This is a genomic window from Pseudomonas sp. BP6 (assembly GCF_017875935.1).
Taxonomy (GTDB): Bacteria; Pseudomonadota; Gammaproteobacteria; order Pseudomonadales; family Pseudomonadaceae; genus Aquipseudomonas; species Aquipseudomonas putida_Y.
Genome location: NZ_JAGINI010000001.1, coordinates 5547486 through 5561096 on the forward strand (window position 1 = coordinate 5547486; position 13611 = coordinate 5561096).

Sequence of the window (13611 nt, forward strand, 5' to 3'; positions counted from 1 at the left end):
TCGATTCGCGGCGTCTTGCGCAACTATAGTTACACTCAATCGTCCGTGGCTTCCTGTCCGGCGTGGGTGCGGCTATCATGGGCCACGTTTTTTGCTTACGACCCTGGAGATATCCATGAGCAGCGATCTGATCAAACATGTCACCGACGCCTCCTTCGAAGCCGATGTCCTGAAGGCCGAAGGCGCGGTACTGGTCGACTACTGGGCTGAATGGTGCGGTCCATGCAAGATGATCGCTCCGGTTCTGGACGACATCGCTTCCACCTACGAGGGCAAACTGACCGTCGCCAAGCTGAATATCGACGAGAACCAGGAAACCCCGGCCAAGCACGGTGTGCGTGGTATCCCGACGCTGATGCTGTTCAAGAACGGCAACGTCGAGGCCACCAAGGTTGGTGCACTGTCCAAATCGCAGTTGGCCGCATTCCTCGACGCCCACCTGTGATGTGAATAGGCCCCGCAAATGCGGGGCTTTTCTTTTTCAGAGCACTAGACGCAGAAAAAAGCAAGTGTTACATTCGGCCTCGCACTGCTTTTCCAGTGCCCTCTACATGCCGTCGCCGAAGCATCCCTAATTCGAATCAGTACGCGATCCTGTCGCCATCCAGCGGCGCGGCCTCATTAAGCCAGAAGCTTAATTCTCCCTTCTTACATGATTACGTCATTCCCCTTATGAACCTGACTGAACTCAAGCAAAAGCCGATTACCGATCTTTTGGAAATGGCCGAACAGATGGGCATCGAAAACATGGCCCGTTCGCGCAAACAGGACGTGATTTTCGCCCTGCTGAAGAAGCATGCGAAAAGCGGCGAAGAGATCTCGGGTGACGGCGTGCTGGAGATTCTCCAGGATGGTTTCGGTTTCCTGCGTTCGGCTGATGCGTCCTACCTGGCCGGCCCAGACGATATCTATGTCTCGCCCAGCCAGATCCGCCGTTTCAACCTGCGAACCGGCGACACCATCGTCGGCAAGATCCGCCCACCGAAGGAAGGGGAGCGTTACTTCGCCCTGCTGAAGGTCGATACCATCAACTTCGACCGCCCGGAAAACGCGAAGAACAAGATCCTGTTCGAAAACCTGACGCCGCTGTTCCCGAACAAGCGCCTGAAGATGGAAGCCGGTAACGGCTCCACCGAGGACTTGACCGGTCGCGTCATCGACCTGTGCGCCCCGATCGGCAAAGGCCAGCGCGGCCTGATCGTTGCCCCGCCGAAAGCCGGTAAGACGATCATGCTGCAGAACATTGCGGCCAACATCACCCGCAACAACCCCGAGTGCCACCTGATCGTCCTGCTGATCGACGAGCGCCCGGAAGAAGTGACCGAAATGCAGCGCACCGTGCGTGGCGAAGTGGTTGCCTCCACCTTCGACGAGCCGCCAACCCGCCACGTGCAGGTTGCCGAGATGGTGATCGAGAAGGCCAAGCGCCTGGTCGAGCACAAGAAGGATGTGGTTATCCTGCTGGACTCGATCACTCGACTGGCACGTGCCTACAACACCGTGATCCCGAGCTCCGGCAAGGTGCTGACCGGTGGTGTCGACGCCCACGCCCTCGAGAAGCCCAAGCGCTTCTTCGGTGCTGCGCGTAACATCGAGGAAGGCGGTTCGCTGACCATTATCGCCACTGCGCTGGTTGAAACCGGCTCGAAGATGGACGAAGTGATCTACGAAGAGTTCAAGGGCACCGGCAACATGGAGCTGCCGCTGGACCGCCGCATCGCCGAGAAGCGTGTGTTCCCGGCCATCAACATCAACCGCTCCGGCACCCGCCGCGAAGAGTTGCTGACCGCTGACGACGAACTGCAGCGTATGTGGATTCTGCGCAAGCTGCTGCACCCGATGGACGAAATCGCTGCCATCGAGTTCCTGGTCGACAAGCTCAAGCAGACCAAGACCAACGATGAGTTCTTCCTGTCGATGAAGCGCAAGTAAGCTTCCCGATCAGGCAGTAATTGGGGCCGCCTTGCGGCCCTTCGCGGGCACGCCCGCTCCCACAGGTTAAGTACAATCCTTGTGGGGGCGGGCGTGCCTGCGAAGGGGCGCAAGGTGGCCCCAGTGCATTTTTGCCCCCAAACAGGCCTCGAACGGCGCTACACTCTGCACCCCGACCGATACGGCCAACACGAGGCTCCTGCATGCAGTATCGCGACTTGCGCGACTTCATCCGTGGCCTGGAACAGCGCGGTGAGCTCAAGCGCATCCAGGTACCGATCTCCCCCGTCCTGGAAATGACCGAGGTCTGCGACCGCACCCTGCGCGCCAAGGGCCCGGCATTGCTGTTCGAAAAGCCCACCGGCTTCGACATCCCCGTGCTGGGCAACCTGTTTGGTACCCCGGAGCGGGTGGCCATGGGCATGGGCGCCGAGTCGGTCAGCGAACTGCGGGAAATCGGCAAGCTGCTGGCCTTCCTCAAGGAGCCCGAGCCGCCCAAGGGCCTGAAGGACGCCTGGTCGAAGCTGCCGATCTTCAAGAAGGTCGTGTCGATGGCGCCCAAAGTGGTCAAGGACGCGGTGTGTCAGGAAGTGGTGGTCGAGGGTGACGATGTCGACCTCGGCGCACTGCCGATTCAGCACTGCTGGCCTGGCGACGTGGCGCCGCTGATTACCTGGGGCCTCACCGTTACCCGTGGCCCGAACAAGGACCGCCAGAACCTGGGCATCTACCGCCAGCAGGTGATCGGCCGCAACAAGGTGATCATGCGCTGGCTCAGCCACCGTGGCGGCGCCCTCGACTACCGAGAGTGGTGCGAGAAGAACCCCGGCCAGCCGTTTCCGGTCGCCGTGGCGCTGGGCGCTGACCCGGCGACCATTCTCGGCGCCGTGACCCCGGTGCCGGACACTCTTTCCGAGTACGCCTTCGCCGGCCTGCTGCGAGGCAACCGCACCGAGCTGGTCAAGTGCCGTGGCAGCAACCTGCAGGTACCGGCAACCGCCGAGATCATCCTGGAGGGGGTAATCCACCCGGGCGAAATGGCCCCGGAAGGCCCATACGGCGATCACACGGGCTACTACAACGAAGTGGACAGCTTCCCGGTGTTCACCGTCGAGCGCATCACTCACCGGCAAAAACCGATCTACCACAGCACCTACACCGGTCGGCCGCCCGATGAGCCGGCCATTCTCGGCGTGGCGCTGAACGAAGTCTTCGTGCCGATCCTGCAGAAGCAGTTCCCGGAAATCACCGACTTCTACCTGCCGCCGGAAGGCTGCTCGTACCGCATGGCGGTGGTGACCATGAAGAAACAGTACCCAGGCCACGCCAAGCGCGTAATGCTGGGTGTGTGGTCGTTCCTGCGACAGTTCATGTACACCAAGTTCGTTATTGTCACCGATGACGATATCAACGCTCGTGACTGGAACGATGTGATCTGGGCCATTACCACGCGCATGGACCCCAAGCGTGATACGGTAATGATTGACAACACCCCGATCGACTACCTGGACTTTGCGTCACCGGTATCGGGGCTGGGTTCGAAGATGGGCCTGGACGCTACTCACAAGTGGCCGGGCGAGACTACACGCGAATGGGGCCGGGTCATCGTCAAGGATGAGGCCGTCACCCGCCGTATCGATGAGCTGTGGGATCAGTTGGGAATAGATTGATGCAGGTAACGTTGCAGCCGTCCGGGGCGGTGCTGGCGCTTGAACCCGGGGAAAGGATCCTGGATGGAGCACGGCGGCTGGGCTATGACTGCCCAAACAGCTGCCGCAATGGCAATTGCCATGTTTGCGCCGCATTGTTGGTTGAAGGCCGGGTTCGCCAGGATGGCGAAGTCCGCGACCATGGCGAGTTGTTCACCTGCATTGCCGAACCGCTGGAGGACTGCGTGTTGCTCTGGGACGGTGTGCTTGCCTTGGGCGAGCTGCCAGTGCGCAAGCTGGCGTGCAGCGTCAGTGAGTGCGTCGACGTCGGTGGCGACGTCTGGCGGGTGCGCCTGCGTGCGCCTGCCGGCAAGCCACTGCGCTACCACGCAGGGCAATACCTGATGATCGAACGTGAGGGCGGCAAGCAGGCGGCCTTCTCGCTGGCATCCGCGCCGCATGCCGGGCGTGAACTGGAATTGCACGTGCTGGCGCGTGAGCCTAGTGCGGTGCAACTGATCGACCAGCTCAGGCGAGATGGCCTGGCACGCATCGAAATGCCGTTTGGCGATACCCATCTGGCCGAACTGCCCGACGGGCCTCTGGTGCTGATTGCCGCCGGCACCGGCATGGGCCAGATGCACAGCCTGGTCGAGCACTGCCGGGCCCAGGGCTTCAAGCACCCGGTGCACCTGTACTGGGGTGTGCGCCGGCCTGAGGACTTCTACCAGATCGAGCACTGGGACGAATGGCAGCGCCTGCCCAACCTGTTCCTGCATCAAGTGGTCAGCGACCTGTGCGGTTGGGAAGGCCGTTGCGGCATGCTGCATGAAGCGGTCTGCGAAGACATTGCCGACCTCAATAGCGTGCATGTGTATGCCAGCGGCTCACCGAACATGATCTACGCCACACTCGACGCTTTGGTCGAAGCCGGTATGGATGCGCACCGCATGCGTGCCGATGTGTTCGCCTACGCGCCGCGCGGTTAATAACCGAAGTTTGAAAGTATGGGTATAAGGCGGTAATTATTACCGCCTTGGCCAATAACTTTCATCGTTGCTGAAACAGTACTTTCCAGTCGTCGGAGCCGTGCACGAAACGCGTGTTCAAGGGCTTGAGTATTCCTGCAATTCTGGCCTATGGTTACTGCAAGCGCCCTTGGTACAGCGGCCTGGCGGCGCAGCGTAATCGAATCTCGCTACCTCCGTAGTTCAAAGGAATAATGGCGGCAGCTTATGTCGGCTCTTGAACGTATGTCTTGGGAAGTTTCATACCCTCCAGCTCTCGATTTCGGTCAGCAACATACTCGCGAACAGTTGTTCAGCTCCATGAAGACAACCATGTCCAGGCATCAGGGTGGCCCGGTGTGGCTGTTTGCCTATGGCTCGTTGATCTGGCGTCCGGAGTGCAATTCGGTGGAGCGCCAGCGCGCGCGGGTACATGGTTATCACCGTGGCTTGTACCTGTGGTCGCATGAACATCGCGGCACCCCGGAAACCCCCGGCCTGGTGTTTGGCCTGGACCGCGGTGGTTCCTGCAGCGGTTTTGCCTACCGGCTGGATGAGCGCAATCTGGACGACTCACTGATGGCTCTGTGGCAACGCGAGATGCCGTATCCGGCCTACCGGCCGCACTGGCTCCACTGCCGCCTGGGCGATGGTAGCAAGGTGCAGGCCTTGGGCTTTGTGCTGGAGCGGCATTTGCCGTGCTATGCCGGCAACTTGCCGGATACCTTGCTCAGCCAGATCCTGGCCAGTGCCAAGGGGCGTTATGGCACCACGCGCGACTATGTCGAGCAGACCTTGAATGCACTGCGCAGTCACCAGATGCCCGATCGCAATCTGGAGGCGCGATTCAGGCGTTGCCATAATCTGCGCGAAGTGTGAACAACCTGTTCCGGCCTCTTCGCGGGTAAACCCTGCGCGGTCGCCTGTAGGAGCGGGTTTACCCGCGAAAGGGCCGGGCCTGCCGGCCAATTCCACCCGCCGTTCACCGTTGCCGTCACCACCGTATTCGCGGGTCCTGCCTTACCTGGCCACCACCACCAACTTACCCACAGCCTGCCGTTGCCCCAGTTTCTCAATCGCGGCCCCAGCCTCTGCCAGTGGATAAGTCTGCGACACCAGCGGCTTCAACTTGCCCTCGGCATGCCAGGCAAACAGCTGGCGGAAGTTGGCGGCATTGTCCTCCGGCTGGCGCTGGGCAAATGCCCCCCAGAACACGCCCAGTACCGCCGCGCCCTTGAGCAGCACCAGGTTGGCCGCCAGCTGTGGAATGCTGCCGCTGGCAAAACCCACCACCAGCAGCCTGCCATTCCAGGCCAACCCGCGCACCGCTTGTTCGAACAGCTCGCCTCCGACCGGGTCGTAGATCACGTCCACGCCCTGGCCGCCGGTCAGGCGTTTGATTTCTTCGCGCAGGTTGGCCTGGCTGTAATCGATCAGTTCATCCGCCCCGGCAGCCTTGGCCACGGCCAGTTTCTCGGCACTGCTGGCCGCCGCGATCACTCGCGCGCCCATGGCCTTGCCGATCTCCACCGCCGCCAGGCCGACCCCACCGGAAGCGCCCAGTACCAGCAGAGTCTCGCCTGCTTGCAACTGGCCACGCTGGCGAAGGGCGTGCATCGAGGTGCCGTAGGTCATGCCGAAGGCCGCAGCGGTGGTGAAGTCCATGCTCGCCGGGATCGGCAGAACGTTATAGAACGGCACCGCCACTTGCTCGGCGAACGCCCCCCAGCCGGTGAGCGCCATGACCCGGTCGCCTACCTGGAACGCGCCGGCCTTTTCACCGATGGCGGCCACCACGCCCGCTGCCTCGCCACCTGGAGAGAACGGCAGCGGTGGCTGGAACTGGTACTTACCTTCGATGATCAAGGTGTCGGGGAAGTTGACCCCGGCAGCCTGCACGTCCAGCAGGATCTCGTTTTTCTTCGGCAGTGGGCTGGCCACCTCTTCCAGCACCAGGTTGCGCGCTGGACCCAGGGTTTTGCACAACACAGCTTTCATCGGGGCTATTCCTTTGCGGGTAGTGGCCGATAAGTGTAGGAGGGCCGCTTGGCAGGTCAACGAGCATGGCCCGCCCTGATGGGCCGGCATAAGCCCGGGCTTGGGTTTGAGCGGTGTGCTGGGTAAGCTGGCGCCAATTGTATTGAGGAGCGAATTCGTGAAAGCGTGGATCTTGATGGTGCTGGCGCTGCTGCTGCCGGCTGCGGCCATGGCCGAAGAAGCCAAGGAAGGGGTGCCCAAGGTCGCCTACATCAGCCTGAGCCCGCCCTTTGTTGGCAACTATGCGCTCGACGGCAGCCCGCGGCTGCGCGTGTACAAGGCTGACGTGGCCCTGCGCGTGACGGGTGACGAAGCGGCCAAGACGGTGAAACACCACGAACCGCTGATCCGTAACCAGCTGGTGGCACTGTTCACCCAGCAGACGGTGGACAGCATGAGCAACGTCGAGGCCAAGGAGCATCTTCGCCAAGAGGCGCTGAAACAGGTGCAGCAGGTGCTGGAGGCGGAAGAGGGTAAGCCGATCGTTGAGGACCTGCTGTTCAACAACCTGATTGTGCAGTGACCTGAAACAGTGTGAGGTCCATCACTGGTAAGTCGGATTGAATTCAGGCTTACCCCGTGTGTAGGACCCTTCTGTCTTTCCTGTAAGCCCGCCAGTTTTCAGTTTTTGGGGCCATGGCCAAGCTAGATTGTGCCCTGTCTTCAGTTGCTCGAGAGTGTTGGCAATGGCTTTGAAGTACCAGCCGAAAGAGGCGACTGTACTGATGTGCGACTTTTCAGGCTTTCAAGTGCCTGAAATGATCAAGGTGCGTCCCGTGGTCGTTCTTCGCAAGCACAGTCAAAATCGCCAGTTAGTGACGATAGTCCCTTTGAGTACCACTGCACCGGATCACATGGCAGGGCATCACGTTGTGCTGCCGAGTTATCTGCCTGGTTCGGCCCTGACATGCTGGGCCAAGTGCGACATGATCTACACGGTGGCTACCTCCAGATTGGACAGATGTCGGGTCAAATCGCGGCAAGGAAGTGGTCGGGAATACATGACCTTTACAATGCGGCCAGAGCATTTCGCCGCCGTGAGGGCTGCAGTTGGCTTTACGCTGGGTTTCACACATCCAGCAACAGAGCGGTCTGTTGTCAATGTTACGCTCGATGCGTGATAATCAGCCTGTTCCCGCAAGGGGCTTGTAAGACTCTGAGGATCCTGGTTCAACCAGCAATTACAGAGCCGGGCAGGTATATGGCGATGACAAGTCGACCTGTCTGTGAGTAGGGCGCCGAAAGGCGCCCTTTGTCTTTGTGCCAGTTTTCCAACTTTCGGCGGACGCTCGCGCATGCCTTCAAGACGCCAGGGTACGGCGGAACCGCGCGAGGGCCACGCTGAAGAACACCAGGCCGATCAGCGTCAGCGCCAGGATATCCGGCCATACCACCGCCCACCCGGCATCCCGGAACAGGATTGCGGCACTCAGGCTGACAAAGTGCGTTGAGGGTGACCCCTGCATCACCCACTGCAGCCACTGCGGCATGCTGTCCAGTGGTGTGCTGCCGCCGGACAGCAAAAGCATCGGGATGATCACCGGGATCGCCAGCAGGCCGAACTGCGGCGTCGAGCGCGCCAGGGTGGCGAGGAAAATGCCCAGCGCAGTACTGGCGAACAGGTACAGCGCGGTCACAGCCAGGAACAGCCCCATCGAGCCAGAAAGCGGCACGCCCAGTGCACCTTTGACGACTACCACCAATGAAATCCAGGTGCAGATCACCACCACCAGCGCGTTGCTGCCGATTTTGGCCAGCATGATCTCCAGCGCGGTCAACGGCAGCACCAGCAGGTGGTCGAGGGTGCCGTGCTCACGCTCGCGCAGCAGCGCGGTGCCGGTGAGGATGATCGCCAGGATGGTGATGTTGTTGACGATCTGGATCACTGCCAGAAACCAGCCCCCCTCCAGGTTGGGGTTGAACAGCGCTTTGGGGTTGATCAGCACCGGGCTTTGCACGTTGCCACGCTGGCTGTAGTCGAGCAGCTCACGCTCGAAGATGCGGCCGATGTAGCCGGCGCCCATGAATGCCTGGCTCATGGCCGTGGCGTCGACGTTGATCTGCAGCTCCGGCGAGCGCCCGGCCAGCAGGTCGCTCTGGAAGTTCACCGGTACGTTGATGACGAAGGTGTACTGGCCGCTGTCCATGGCCTGGTCCAGGCGCTGCGGGGGCAGCGGCACGGCTGGCTGGAACTCGGGGGGTTGCAGGGCTTCGCTGAGCTTGCGCGAGAGCAGGCTATGGTCTTCATCCACCACCGCCACGCTGGCGTTGTGTACGCCGATCACCGAGCCGGCTGCCGGCATGTAGATCGCCACGCTGAAGGCATATAGCAGGAACAGCAGCAGTACGCTGTCATGGCGCAGGCTGGTCAGTTCTTTCAGGCCCAGGCGCAAGGTGTGGTTCAGGCGCGACATGTCAGGCCTCCTGCTTTTTCAGCATTGCCAGGCTCAGGCCGGTGAATGCGGCAAAGAAGCTCAGCAGGATCAGGCACTGCGGCCACAACTCGCGCAGGCCTAACGCCTTGGTGAAGGTGCCGACTGCGATGTCGAGGAAGTAGCCCGCCGGGAACAACTGGCCCATCACCGCTGCTGCGCCGTCCAGCGACGAGCGTGGCACGATCAGCCCGGAAAACTGGATGGTCGGCAGGCTGGTAATGATCATGGTGCCGAGAATGGCGGCGATCTGGGTGCGGGTGAATGCCGAAATCAGCAGGCCCAGGCTGGTGGTTGCCAGCAGGTAGGCCACGCCGCCACACGCCAGGGCCAGTACGCTGCCCTTGAGCGGTACGGCGAACAGCCAGCAGTTCATCGCGACGAGCAGCGCCAGGTTGACCAGGCTCACAGCCAGGTAGGGCATCTGCTTGCCAAGCAGAAATTCCAGGCGGGTGAGGGGTGTGGCGTAGAAGTTGGTGATGGAGCCGAGTTCCTTCTCGCGCACGATGCCCAGTGCAGTGAGCATGGCCGGTATGAAGGCCAGTATCAGTGCCATCACGCCCGGACCGATGGCGTTCACGCTGACCACATCCTGGTTGTAGCGGAAACGCGTTTCCAGGCGCACCGGGTCCTGGCGTGGCTGCGGTTGCGGGCTGGCCTGTGCCAGTTGCTCCAGGTTGGCCTGGTGCACGGCTTCCACGTAGTTGCGGCTGGTTTCTGCGCGGAACGGCATGCCACCGTCGAGCCAGGCAGCCACCACCGGCTGGCGCCCTGCGTACAGGTCGCGGCCAAAACCGGGCGGAATCTCCAGTGCCAGTTTGATTTCCGAGCGTTGCAGGCGCTGGTGCAGCTCGCTGCTATCGCGGATGGGTGCCTGTTCGGCGAAGTAGCGTGAACCACGGAAGGCTTCGAGGTAGGCGCGGCTTTGCGGGCTCTGGTCCTGATCGTGCACGGCGAAGGCGAGGTTTTCCACATCCAGTGAAATGCCGTAGCCGAAGATCACCATCATGAACATTGCACCCAGTAAGGCGAAGGCCAGGCGCACCTTGTCGCGCAGCAGCTCCTTGCCCTCACGGCCGGCCACTGCCAGCAGGCGGCGCAGGCTGAATCCCTGGCGTAGCGGCAGGGTGGGGGTGGACGCCTGTTCCAGCACGCTGCTGTCGGTGGCGGCTGGCGCCAGCTCCTGGGCCTGCTCCAGGCAGCGGACGAACGCGTCCTCCAGCGTGGCACCCTGGTACTGATGCTGCAGGGCATCGGGTGTGTCGCAGGCCAGCACTCGCCCGGCGTGCATCAGCGAAATACGATCGCAGCGCTGGGCTTCGTTCATGAAGTGGGTGGAGAGGAAAATGGTCACGCCTTGCTCGCGGGACAGTTCTACCAGCAGGCGCCAGAAGTCGTCGCGGGCGGCCGGGTCGACGCCGGAGGTCGGTTCGTCGAGGATCAACACTTCCGGGCGATGCAGAACCGCCACTGCCAGCGACAGACGCTGGCGCAAACCAAGGGGCAGGGCGCCAGACGGTTGGTCGGCGATAGTGGCGAGCTCGAAGCGCTCGATCAGCTCATCGATGCGCTGGGCGCTCTCGGCTTTGGGCAAGTCGAACAAGCGGGCATGCAGGGCCAGGTTCTGCCGGGTGCTGAGCTCGCCATACAGAGAGAAACTCTGCGACATGAAACCGACCCGCTTGCGTGTGGCCAGGTCGCTGGCGTCCACCGGGCGACCCAGCAGGCTGGCGCTGCCTTCGCTGGCCGGCATCAGGCCAGTGAGCACTTTCATGGTGGTGGTCTTGCCGCAACCGTTGGAACCCAGGAAGCCGAAGATCTCCCCACGGCCAATGGCGAAACTGACCTTGTTCACCGCTGTGAAGTCGCCAAAGCGCAGGGTCAGGTCGTGTGCCTCGATGGCGACCGGGCCGTCCGTGGCTTGGCGCGGCGGGATTGCCAGTGGTTGATGCTGCGTCTTGCCAGCGCCCTGGTAGTGGGTAAAGGCGTCATCCAGCTTTCCGCTGGGGGTTACCGCAGCCAGTTCGTGGCTAGGGCCGGCGGCCAGCAGCCGGCCGCCATCGAGCATCAGGCAATGCTCGAACTGTTCGGCTTCTTCCATGTAGGCGGTAGCCACCAGCAGGGTCAGTTGCGGGCGTTGTACGCGAACCTGCTCAACCAGCTCCCAGAAGCGCCGCCGCGACAGTGGGTCGACGCCGGTGGTCGGCTCGTCCAGGATAAGCAGGTCTGGCTCGTGGATCAGCGCGCAGCAAAGACCCAGCTTCTGCTTCATGCCACCCGACAGCTTGCCGGCCGGGCGCTGGGCAAAGCGCTGCAGGTCGGTGGCCTGCAACAGATTGGCCATGCGCTGCTCACACTCGCGGCGGCCCAGCCCGAACAGGGTGGCGAAAAAGCGGATGTTCTCGCTGATCGACAGTTCCGGGTACAGGTTGTTGCCCAGCCCCTGCGGCATGAACGCTACTTTGGGGTATAGCGCCGTGCGATGGCGGCGTTGGCGGATCGAGCCGCCCAGCACCTGCAGCTCCCCCTGTTGCAGGCGTTTTACGCCGGCGATCAGCCCCAACAGGGTTGATTTGCCTGCCCCGTCGGGGCCGATCAGCGCGCAGCGGGTGCCCACAGGCAGGCTGAAGCCTAGCGGGTGCAGGGCTACCAGGTCGCCGTAACGGTGGCTGATGCCTTCGGCCAGCAGTGCCGGGGCGTTCATTGCAAGTTGGCCGGCCAGTCCACTTCAGCCGTGCGGACATAGCCGGCGCCTGGCATGCCTGGTTTGGCTTGCGGCACGGCGCCCGGGTCGCTCAGGCGCAGTTTGACCCGGAACACCAGCTTTTGCCGTTCGTCGCGGGTTTCGACCTGTTTGGGGGTGAACTGGGCCTTGGCTGCGACAAAGGCCACCTTGGCCGGCAGCGCGCGCTCGGGCAGGGCGTCGAGCACGATGCGCGCCTGATCGCCTACGGTCAGCCGGCCGCTGGTGGACGCCGGCAGGTACAGGTTCATGTATTGGTCGCTGGGGTCGATCAGCATCAGGACGCGGCCGCCGGCACCCAGCACTTCACCGGGTTCGGCCAGGCGCAGCTGGATGATGCCGTTGATGGGCGCTCGCAGGCTGCTGTCGTCGATTTCGCTGGTGAGCTGTGCCACTTGAGCTTCGGCGGCGCCGATTGCAGCCTTGATCGCTGCCAGTTGGGCGCGGGCAGCGACCACTGCTGCGCTGGCTGTGTCAAAGCGCGCCTGCTGTTGGTCGAGCAACTGCTGGCTGGCGTACTTGCGCTGGAAAATTTCGCGCACGCGCTTGAGCTCCTGGCTGGCCAGCAGCAGTTCGCTCTGGCGCAGTTGCACGCTGGCCTGGGCGGCGGCGTAGTTTTCCCGGGCGCGCAGCACTTCGGCTTCGGCCTGGCTGCGCTGGGCTTCCATGGTGCGGGTGTCGATGCGTGCCAGTAGCTGGCCTTGGGTAACGTTATCGCCTTCATCGACCAGTACCTCGGCCAGGCGACCGGGGACCTTGCTGGCGATCTGCACTTCGGTGGCTTCAAGGCGGCCGTTGCCCATGCTCAGGCCTTCGGGCAACTGGTCGTGGAGCGACTTCCAGTACCCCAGCCCGCCGGCTGCAACGAGCAGTGCGATCAGTGCAGTGGCGAAGATTCTAGGGGCGTATCGGTTCATCGTTCTGCATCCTTGCGGTCATGCACGGTCCATCATGCCTTGCGGCCATGTGTGGCGTGTTGATATTGGTCAAGCCCTTGACCTTAGCTGCGCATTCAGCGCAACGCGACAATCACCGCCCACTGCTCGGGCGTTACCGGCATGACCGACAGGCGGCTGCCTTTTTGCACCAGCGGCAACTCGACCAGCCCGGCCTGCTGTTTCAGCCATCCCAGCTCCAGCACCCTTGGGAAGGTTTGTACGTGGGCCACATCCACTGCGCTCCACGGGTTCTTGTCGGTCGTGGCCTTGACATCGTGATAATGGCTTTCCGGGTCCAGCGCGGTAGGGTCCGGGTAGGCCGCGCGGGTGATTCTGGCAATGCCGGCGATGCCAGGTTGTGGGCAACTGGAGTGGTAGAAGAAAAATTCGTCACCCACGCTCATGGCCCGCAGAAAATTACGCGCCTGATAGTTACGCACGCCGTCCCAGCGCGCTTCACCCAAGCGTGCGAGGGCTTCTATGGAGAGCTCGTCGGGCTCGGATTTCATCAGCCAGTAAGCCATGAATGCTGCTCCTGAAAAGGTTTGAAATAACCTGTTGCACGAAACCGACAGTCGGTTGGCGTCAAGGTTTGCGTGCGGACGCATGTTGTCGGAAAATGCGCACCGTTTAAAGCGCGTGCACCGGCGGTACCCAGAATATCGCCGAGTACAGAACAGTTTGCCTGGGGGGCAATCTTCGATGAATCAACGTAAAAAGCCGGATCTACTGTGGATCCTGGTGTTCATTTTTGGCCTGGGTGTGGTCACTACCGGTTATGCGCAAGGGTTCTGGGAGCGCAAGCTGGACAGCGCCTATCAGATGCCGGTCGACGCCGGCCAGCCACAACGTTGATATCCCCGCTGGCGCCGC

At 62.1% G+C, this 13611-nt stretch carries 13 protein-coding genes; 8 read left to right on the forward strand and 5 right to left on the reverse strand.

Going from position 1 to position 13611, the window contains the following annotated elements; translation table 11 throughout:
- The first annotated feature begins 115 nt into the window (after positions 1-115).
- The 5 genes from trxA to J3A98_RS25210 all read left to right on the forward strand — a co-directional run bounded on the left by trxA (position 116) and on the right by J3A98_RS25210 (position 5467).
- A complete protein-coding gene (gene trxA / locus J3A98_RS25190; RefSeq protein WP_003253660.1) occupies positions 116-445 on the forward strand; it encodes a thioredoxin TrxA in 330 nt (109 codons plus the stop codon).
- Between the two features lie 227 nt (positions 446-672).
- A complete protein-coding gene (gene rho, locus J3A98_RS25195) occupies positions 673-1932 on the forward strand; it encodes a transcription termination factor Rho (RefSeq protein WP_003253661.1) in 1260 nt (419 codons plus the stop codon).
- Positions 1933-2135: 203 nt separating this feature from the next.
- The gene (gene ubiD / locus J3A98_RS25200) at positions 2136-3602 is read left to right on the forward strand and encodes a 4-hydroxy-3-polyprenylbenzoate decarboxylase (RefSeq protein ID WP_020192776.1); all 1467 of its coding nucleotides are present in this window, start codon (positions 2136-2138) and stop codon (positions 3600-3602) included.
- Complete coding sequence (locus J3A98_RS25205) at positions 3602-4570, forward strand: CDP-6-deoxy-delta-3,4-glucoseen reductase (RefSeq protein WP_010955736.1); 969 nt, start codon at positions 3602-3604, stop codon at positions 4568-4570. The genes ubiD and J3A98_RS25205 overlap by 1 nt, the downstream gene beginning before the upstream one ends.
- Positions 4571-4816: 246 nt before the next feature.
- Positions 4817-5467 carry a gamma-glutamylcyclotransferase gene (locus tag J3A98_RS25210; protein WP_176682832.1) on the forward strand — a complete coding sequence of 217 codons (651 nt, stop codon included), beginning with the start codon at positions 4817-4819 and terminating at the stop codon, positions 5465-5467.
- A gap of 141 nt (positions 5468-5608) precedes the next feature.
- Here J3A98_RS25210 and J3A98_RS25215 read toward each other — a convergent pair whose 3' ends face one another.
- Positions 5609-6586, reverse strand: coding sequence for an NADPH:quinone oxidoreductase family protein (locus J3A98_RS25215; RefSeq protein ID WP_209969235.1), 978 nt, complete (start codon positions 6584-6586; stop codon positions 5609-5611).
- A gap of 157 nt (positions 6587-6743) precedes the next feature.
- On the opposite strand from J3A98_RS25215, the gene J3A98_RS25220 reads away from it, so the two are divergent.
- Together J3A98_RS25220 and J3A98_RS25225 are read left to right on the forward strand one after the other, a co-directional pair.
- A complete protein-coding gene (locus J3A98_RS25220; RefSeq protein WP_003253671.1) occupies positions 6744-7148 on the forward strand; it encodes a flagellar basal body-associated protein FliL in 405 nt (134 codons plus the stop codon).
- Between the two features lie 163 nt (positions 7149-7311).
- The gene (locus J3A98_RS25225) at positions 7312-7746 is read left to right on the forward strand and encodes a type II toxin-antitoxin system PemK/MazF family toxin (RefSeq protein ID WP_060489058.1); all 435 of its coding nucleotides are present in this window, start codon (positions 7312-7314) and stop codon (positions 7744-7746) included.
- Positions 7747-7926: 180 nt separating this feature from the next.
- Here the strand turns inward: J3A98_RS25225 and J3A98_RS25230 are convergent, their stop codons facing one another.
- The 4 genes from J3A98_RS25230 to J3A98_RS25245 form a co-directional block, all read right to left on the reverse strand.
- Entirely contained in the window at positions 7927-9039 is a 1113-nt protein-coding gene (locus J3A98_RS25230; protein WP_101196396.1) for an ABC transporter permease, read from the reverse strand.
- A 1-nt stretch (position 9040) separates the two neighbouring features.
- Positions 9041-11761 (reverse strand): ribosome-associated ATPase/putative transporter RbbA, encoded by a 2721-nt coding sequence (gene rbbA, locus J3A98_RS25235; protein ID WP_176682829.1) that lies wholly within the window; start codon positions 11759-11761, stop codon positions 9041-9043.
- Positions 11758-12717 (reverse strand): HlyD family efflux transporter periplasmic adaptor subunit, encoded by a 960-nt coding sequence (locus tag J3A98_RS25240; RefSeq protein WP_176682828.1) that lies wholly within the window; start codon positions 12715-12717, stop codon positions 11758-11760. Before J3A98_RS25240 ends, rbbA begins: the two co-directional genes overlap by 4 nt.
- A 95-nt stretch (positions 12718-12812) precedes the next feature.
- Positions 12813-13262, reverse strand: coding sequence for an EVE domain-containing protein (locus tag J3A98_RS25245; RefSeq protein WP_176682827.1), 450 nt, complete (start codon positions 13260-13262; stop codon positions 12813-12815).
- A gap of 178 nt (positions 13263-13440) precedes the next feature.
- Here J3A98_RS25245 and J3A98_RS25250 point away from each other — a divergent pair, with 178 nt between their 5' ends.
- The gene (locus J3A98_RS25250; protein WP_176682826.1) at positions 13441-13593 is read left to right on the forward strand and encodes a hypothetical protein; all 153 of its coding nucleotides are present in this window, start codon (positions 13441-13443) and stop codon (positions 13591-13593) included.
- The last annotated feature ends 18 nt before the right edge of the window (positions 13594-13611 follow it).

Coding starts and splice junctions, on each gene's coding strand:
- J3A98_RS25245 (WP_176682827.1), bottom strand. CDS start 13,262: ATGGCTTACTGGCTGATGAAATCCGAGCCCGACGAGCTCTCCATAGAA.
- J3A98_RS25225 (WP_060489058.1), top strand. CDS start 7,312: ATGGCTTTGAAGTACCAGCCGAAAGAGGCGACTGTACTGATGTGCGAC.
- J3A98_RS25240 (WP_176682828.1), bottom strand. CDS start 12,717: ATGAACCGATACGCCCCTAGAATCTTCGCCACTGCACTGATCGCACTG.
- trxA (WP_003253660.1), top strand. CDS start 116: ATGAGCAGCGATCTGATCAAACATGTCACCGACGCCTCCTTCGAAGCC.
- J3A98_RS25230 (WP_101196396.1), bottom strand. CDS start 9,039: ATGTCGCGCCTGAACCACACCTTGCGCCTGGGCCTGAAAGAACTGACC.
- rho (WP_003253661.1), top strand. CDS start 673: ATGAACCTGACTGAACTCAAGCAAAAGCCGATTACCGATCTTTTGGAA.
- rbbA (WP_176682829.1), bottom strand. CDS start 11,761: ATGAACGCCCCGGCACTGCTGGCCGAAGGCATCAGCCACCGTTACGGC.
- ubiD (WP_020192776.1), top strand. CDS start 2,136: ATGCAGTATCGCGACTTGCGCGACTTCATCCGTGGCCTGGAACAGCGC.
- J3A98_RS25210 (WP_176682832.1), top strand. CDS start 4,817: ATGTCGGCTCTTGAACGTATGTCTTGGGAAGTTTCATACCCTCCAGCT.
- J3A98_RS25215 (WP_209969235.1), bottom strand. CDS start 6,586: ATGAAAGCTGTGTTGTGCAAAACCCTGGGTCCAGCGCGCAACCTGGTG.
- J3A98_RS25205 (WP_010955736.1), top strand. CDS start 3,602: ATGCAGGTAACGTTGCAGCCGTCCGGGGCGGTGCTGGCGCTTGAACCC.
- J3A98_RS25250 (WP_176682826.1), top strand. CDS start 13,441: ATGAATCAACGTAAAAAGCCGGATCTACTGTGGATCCTGGTGTTCATT.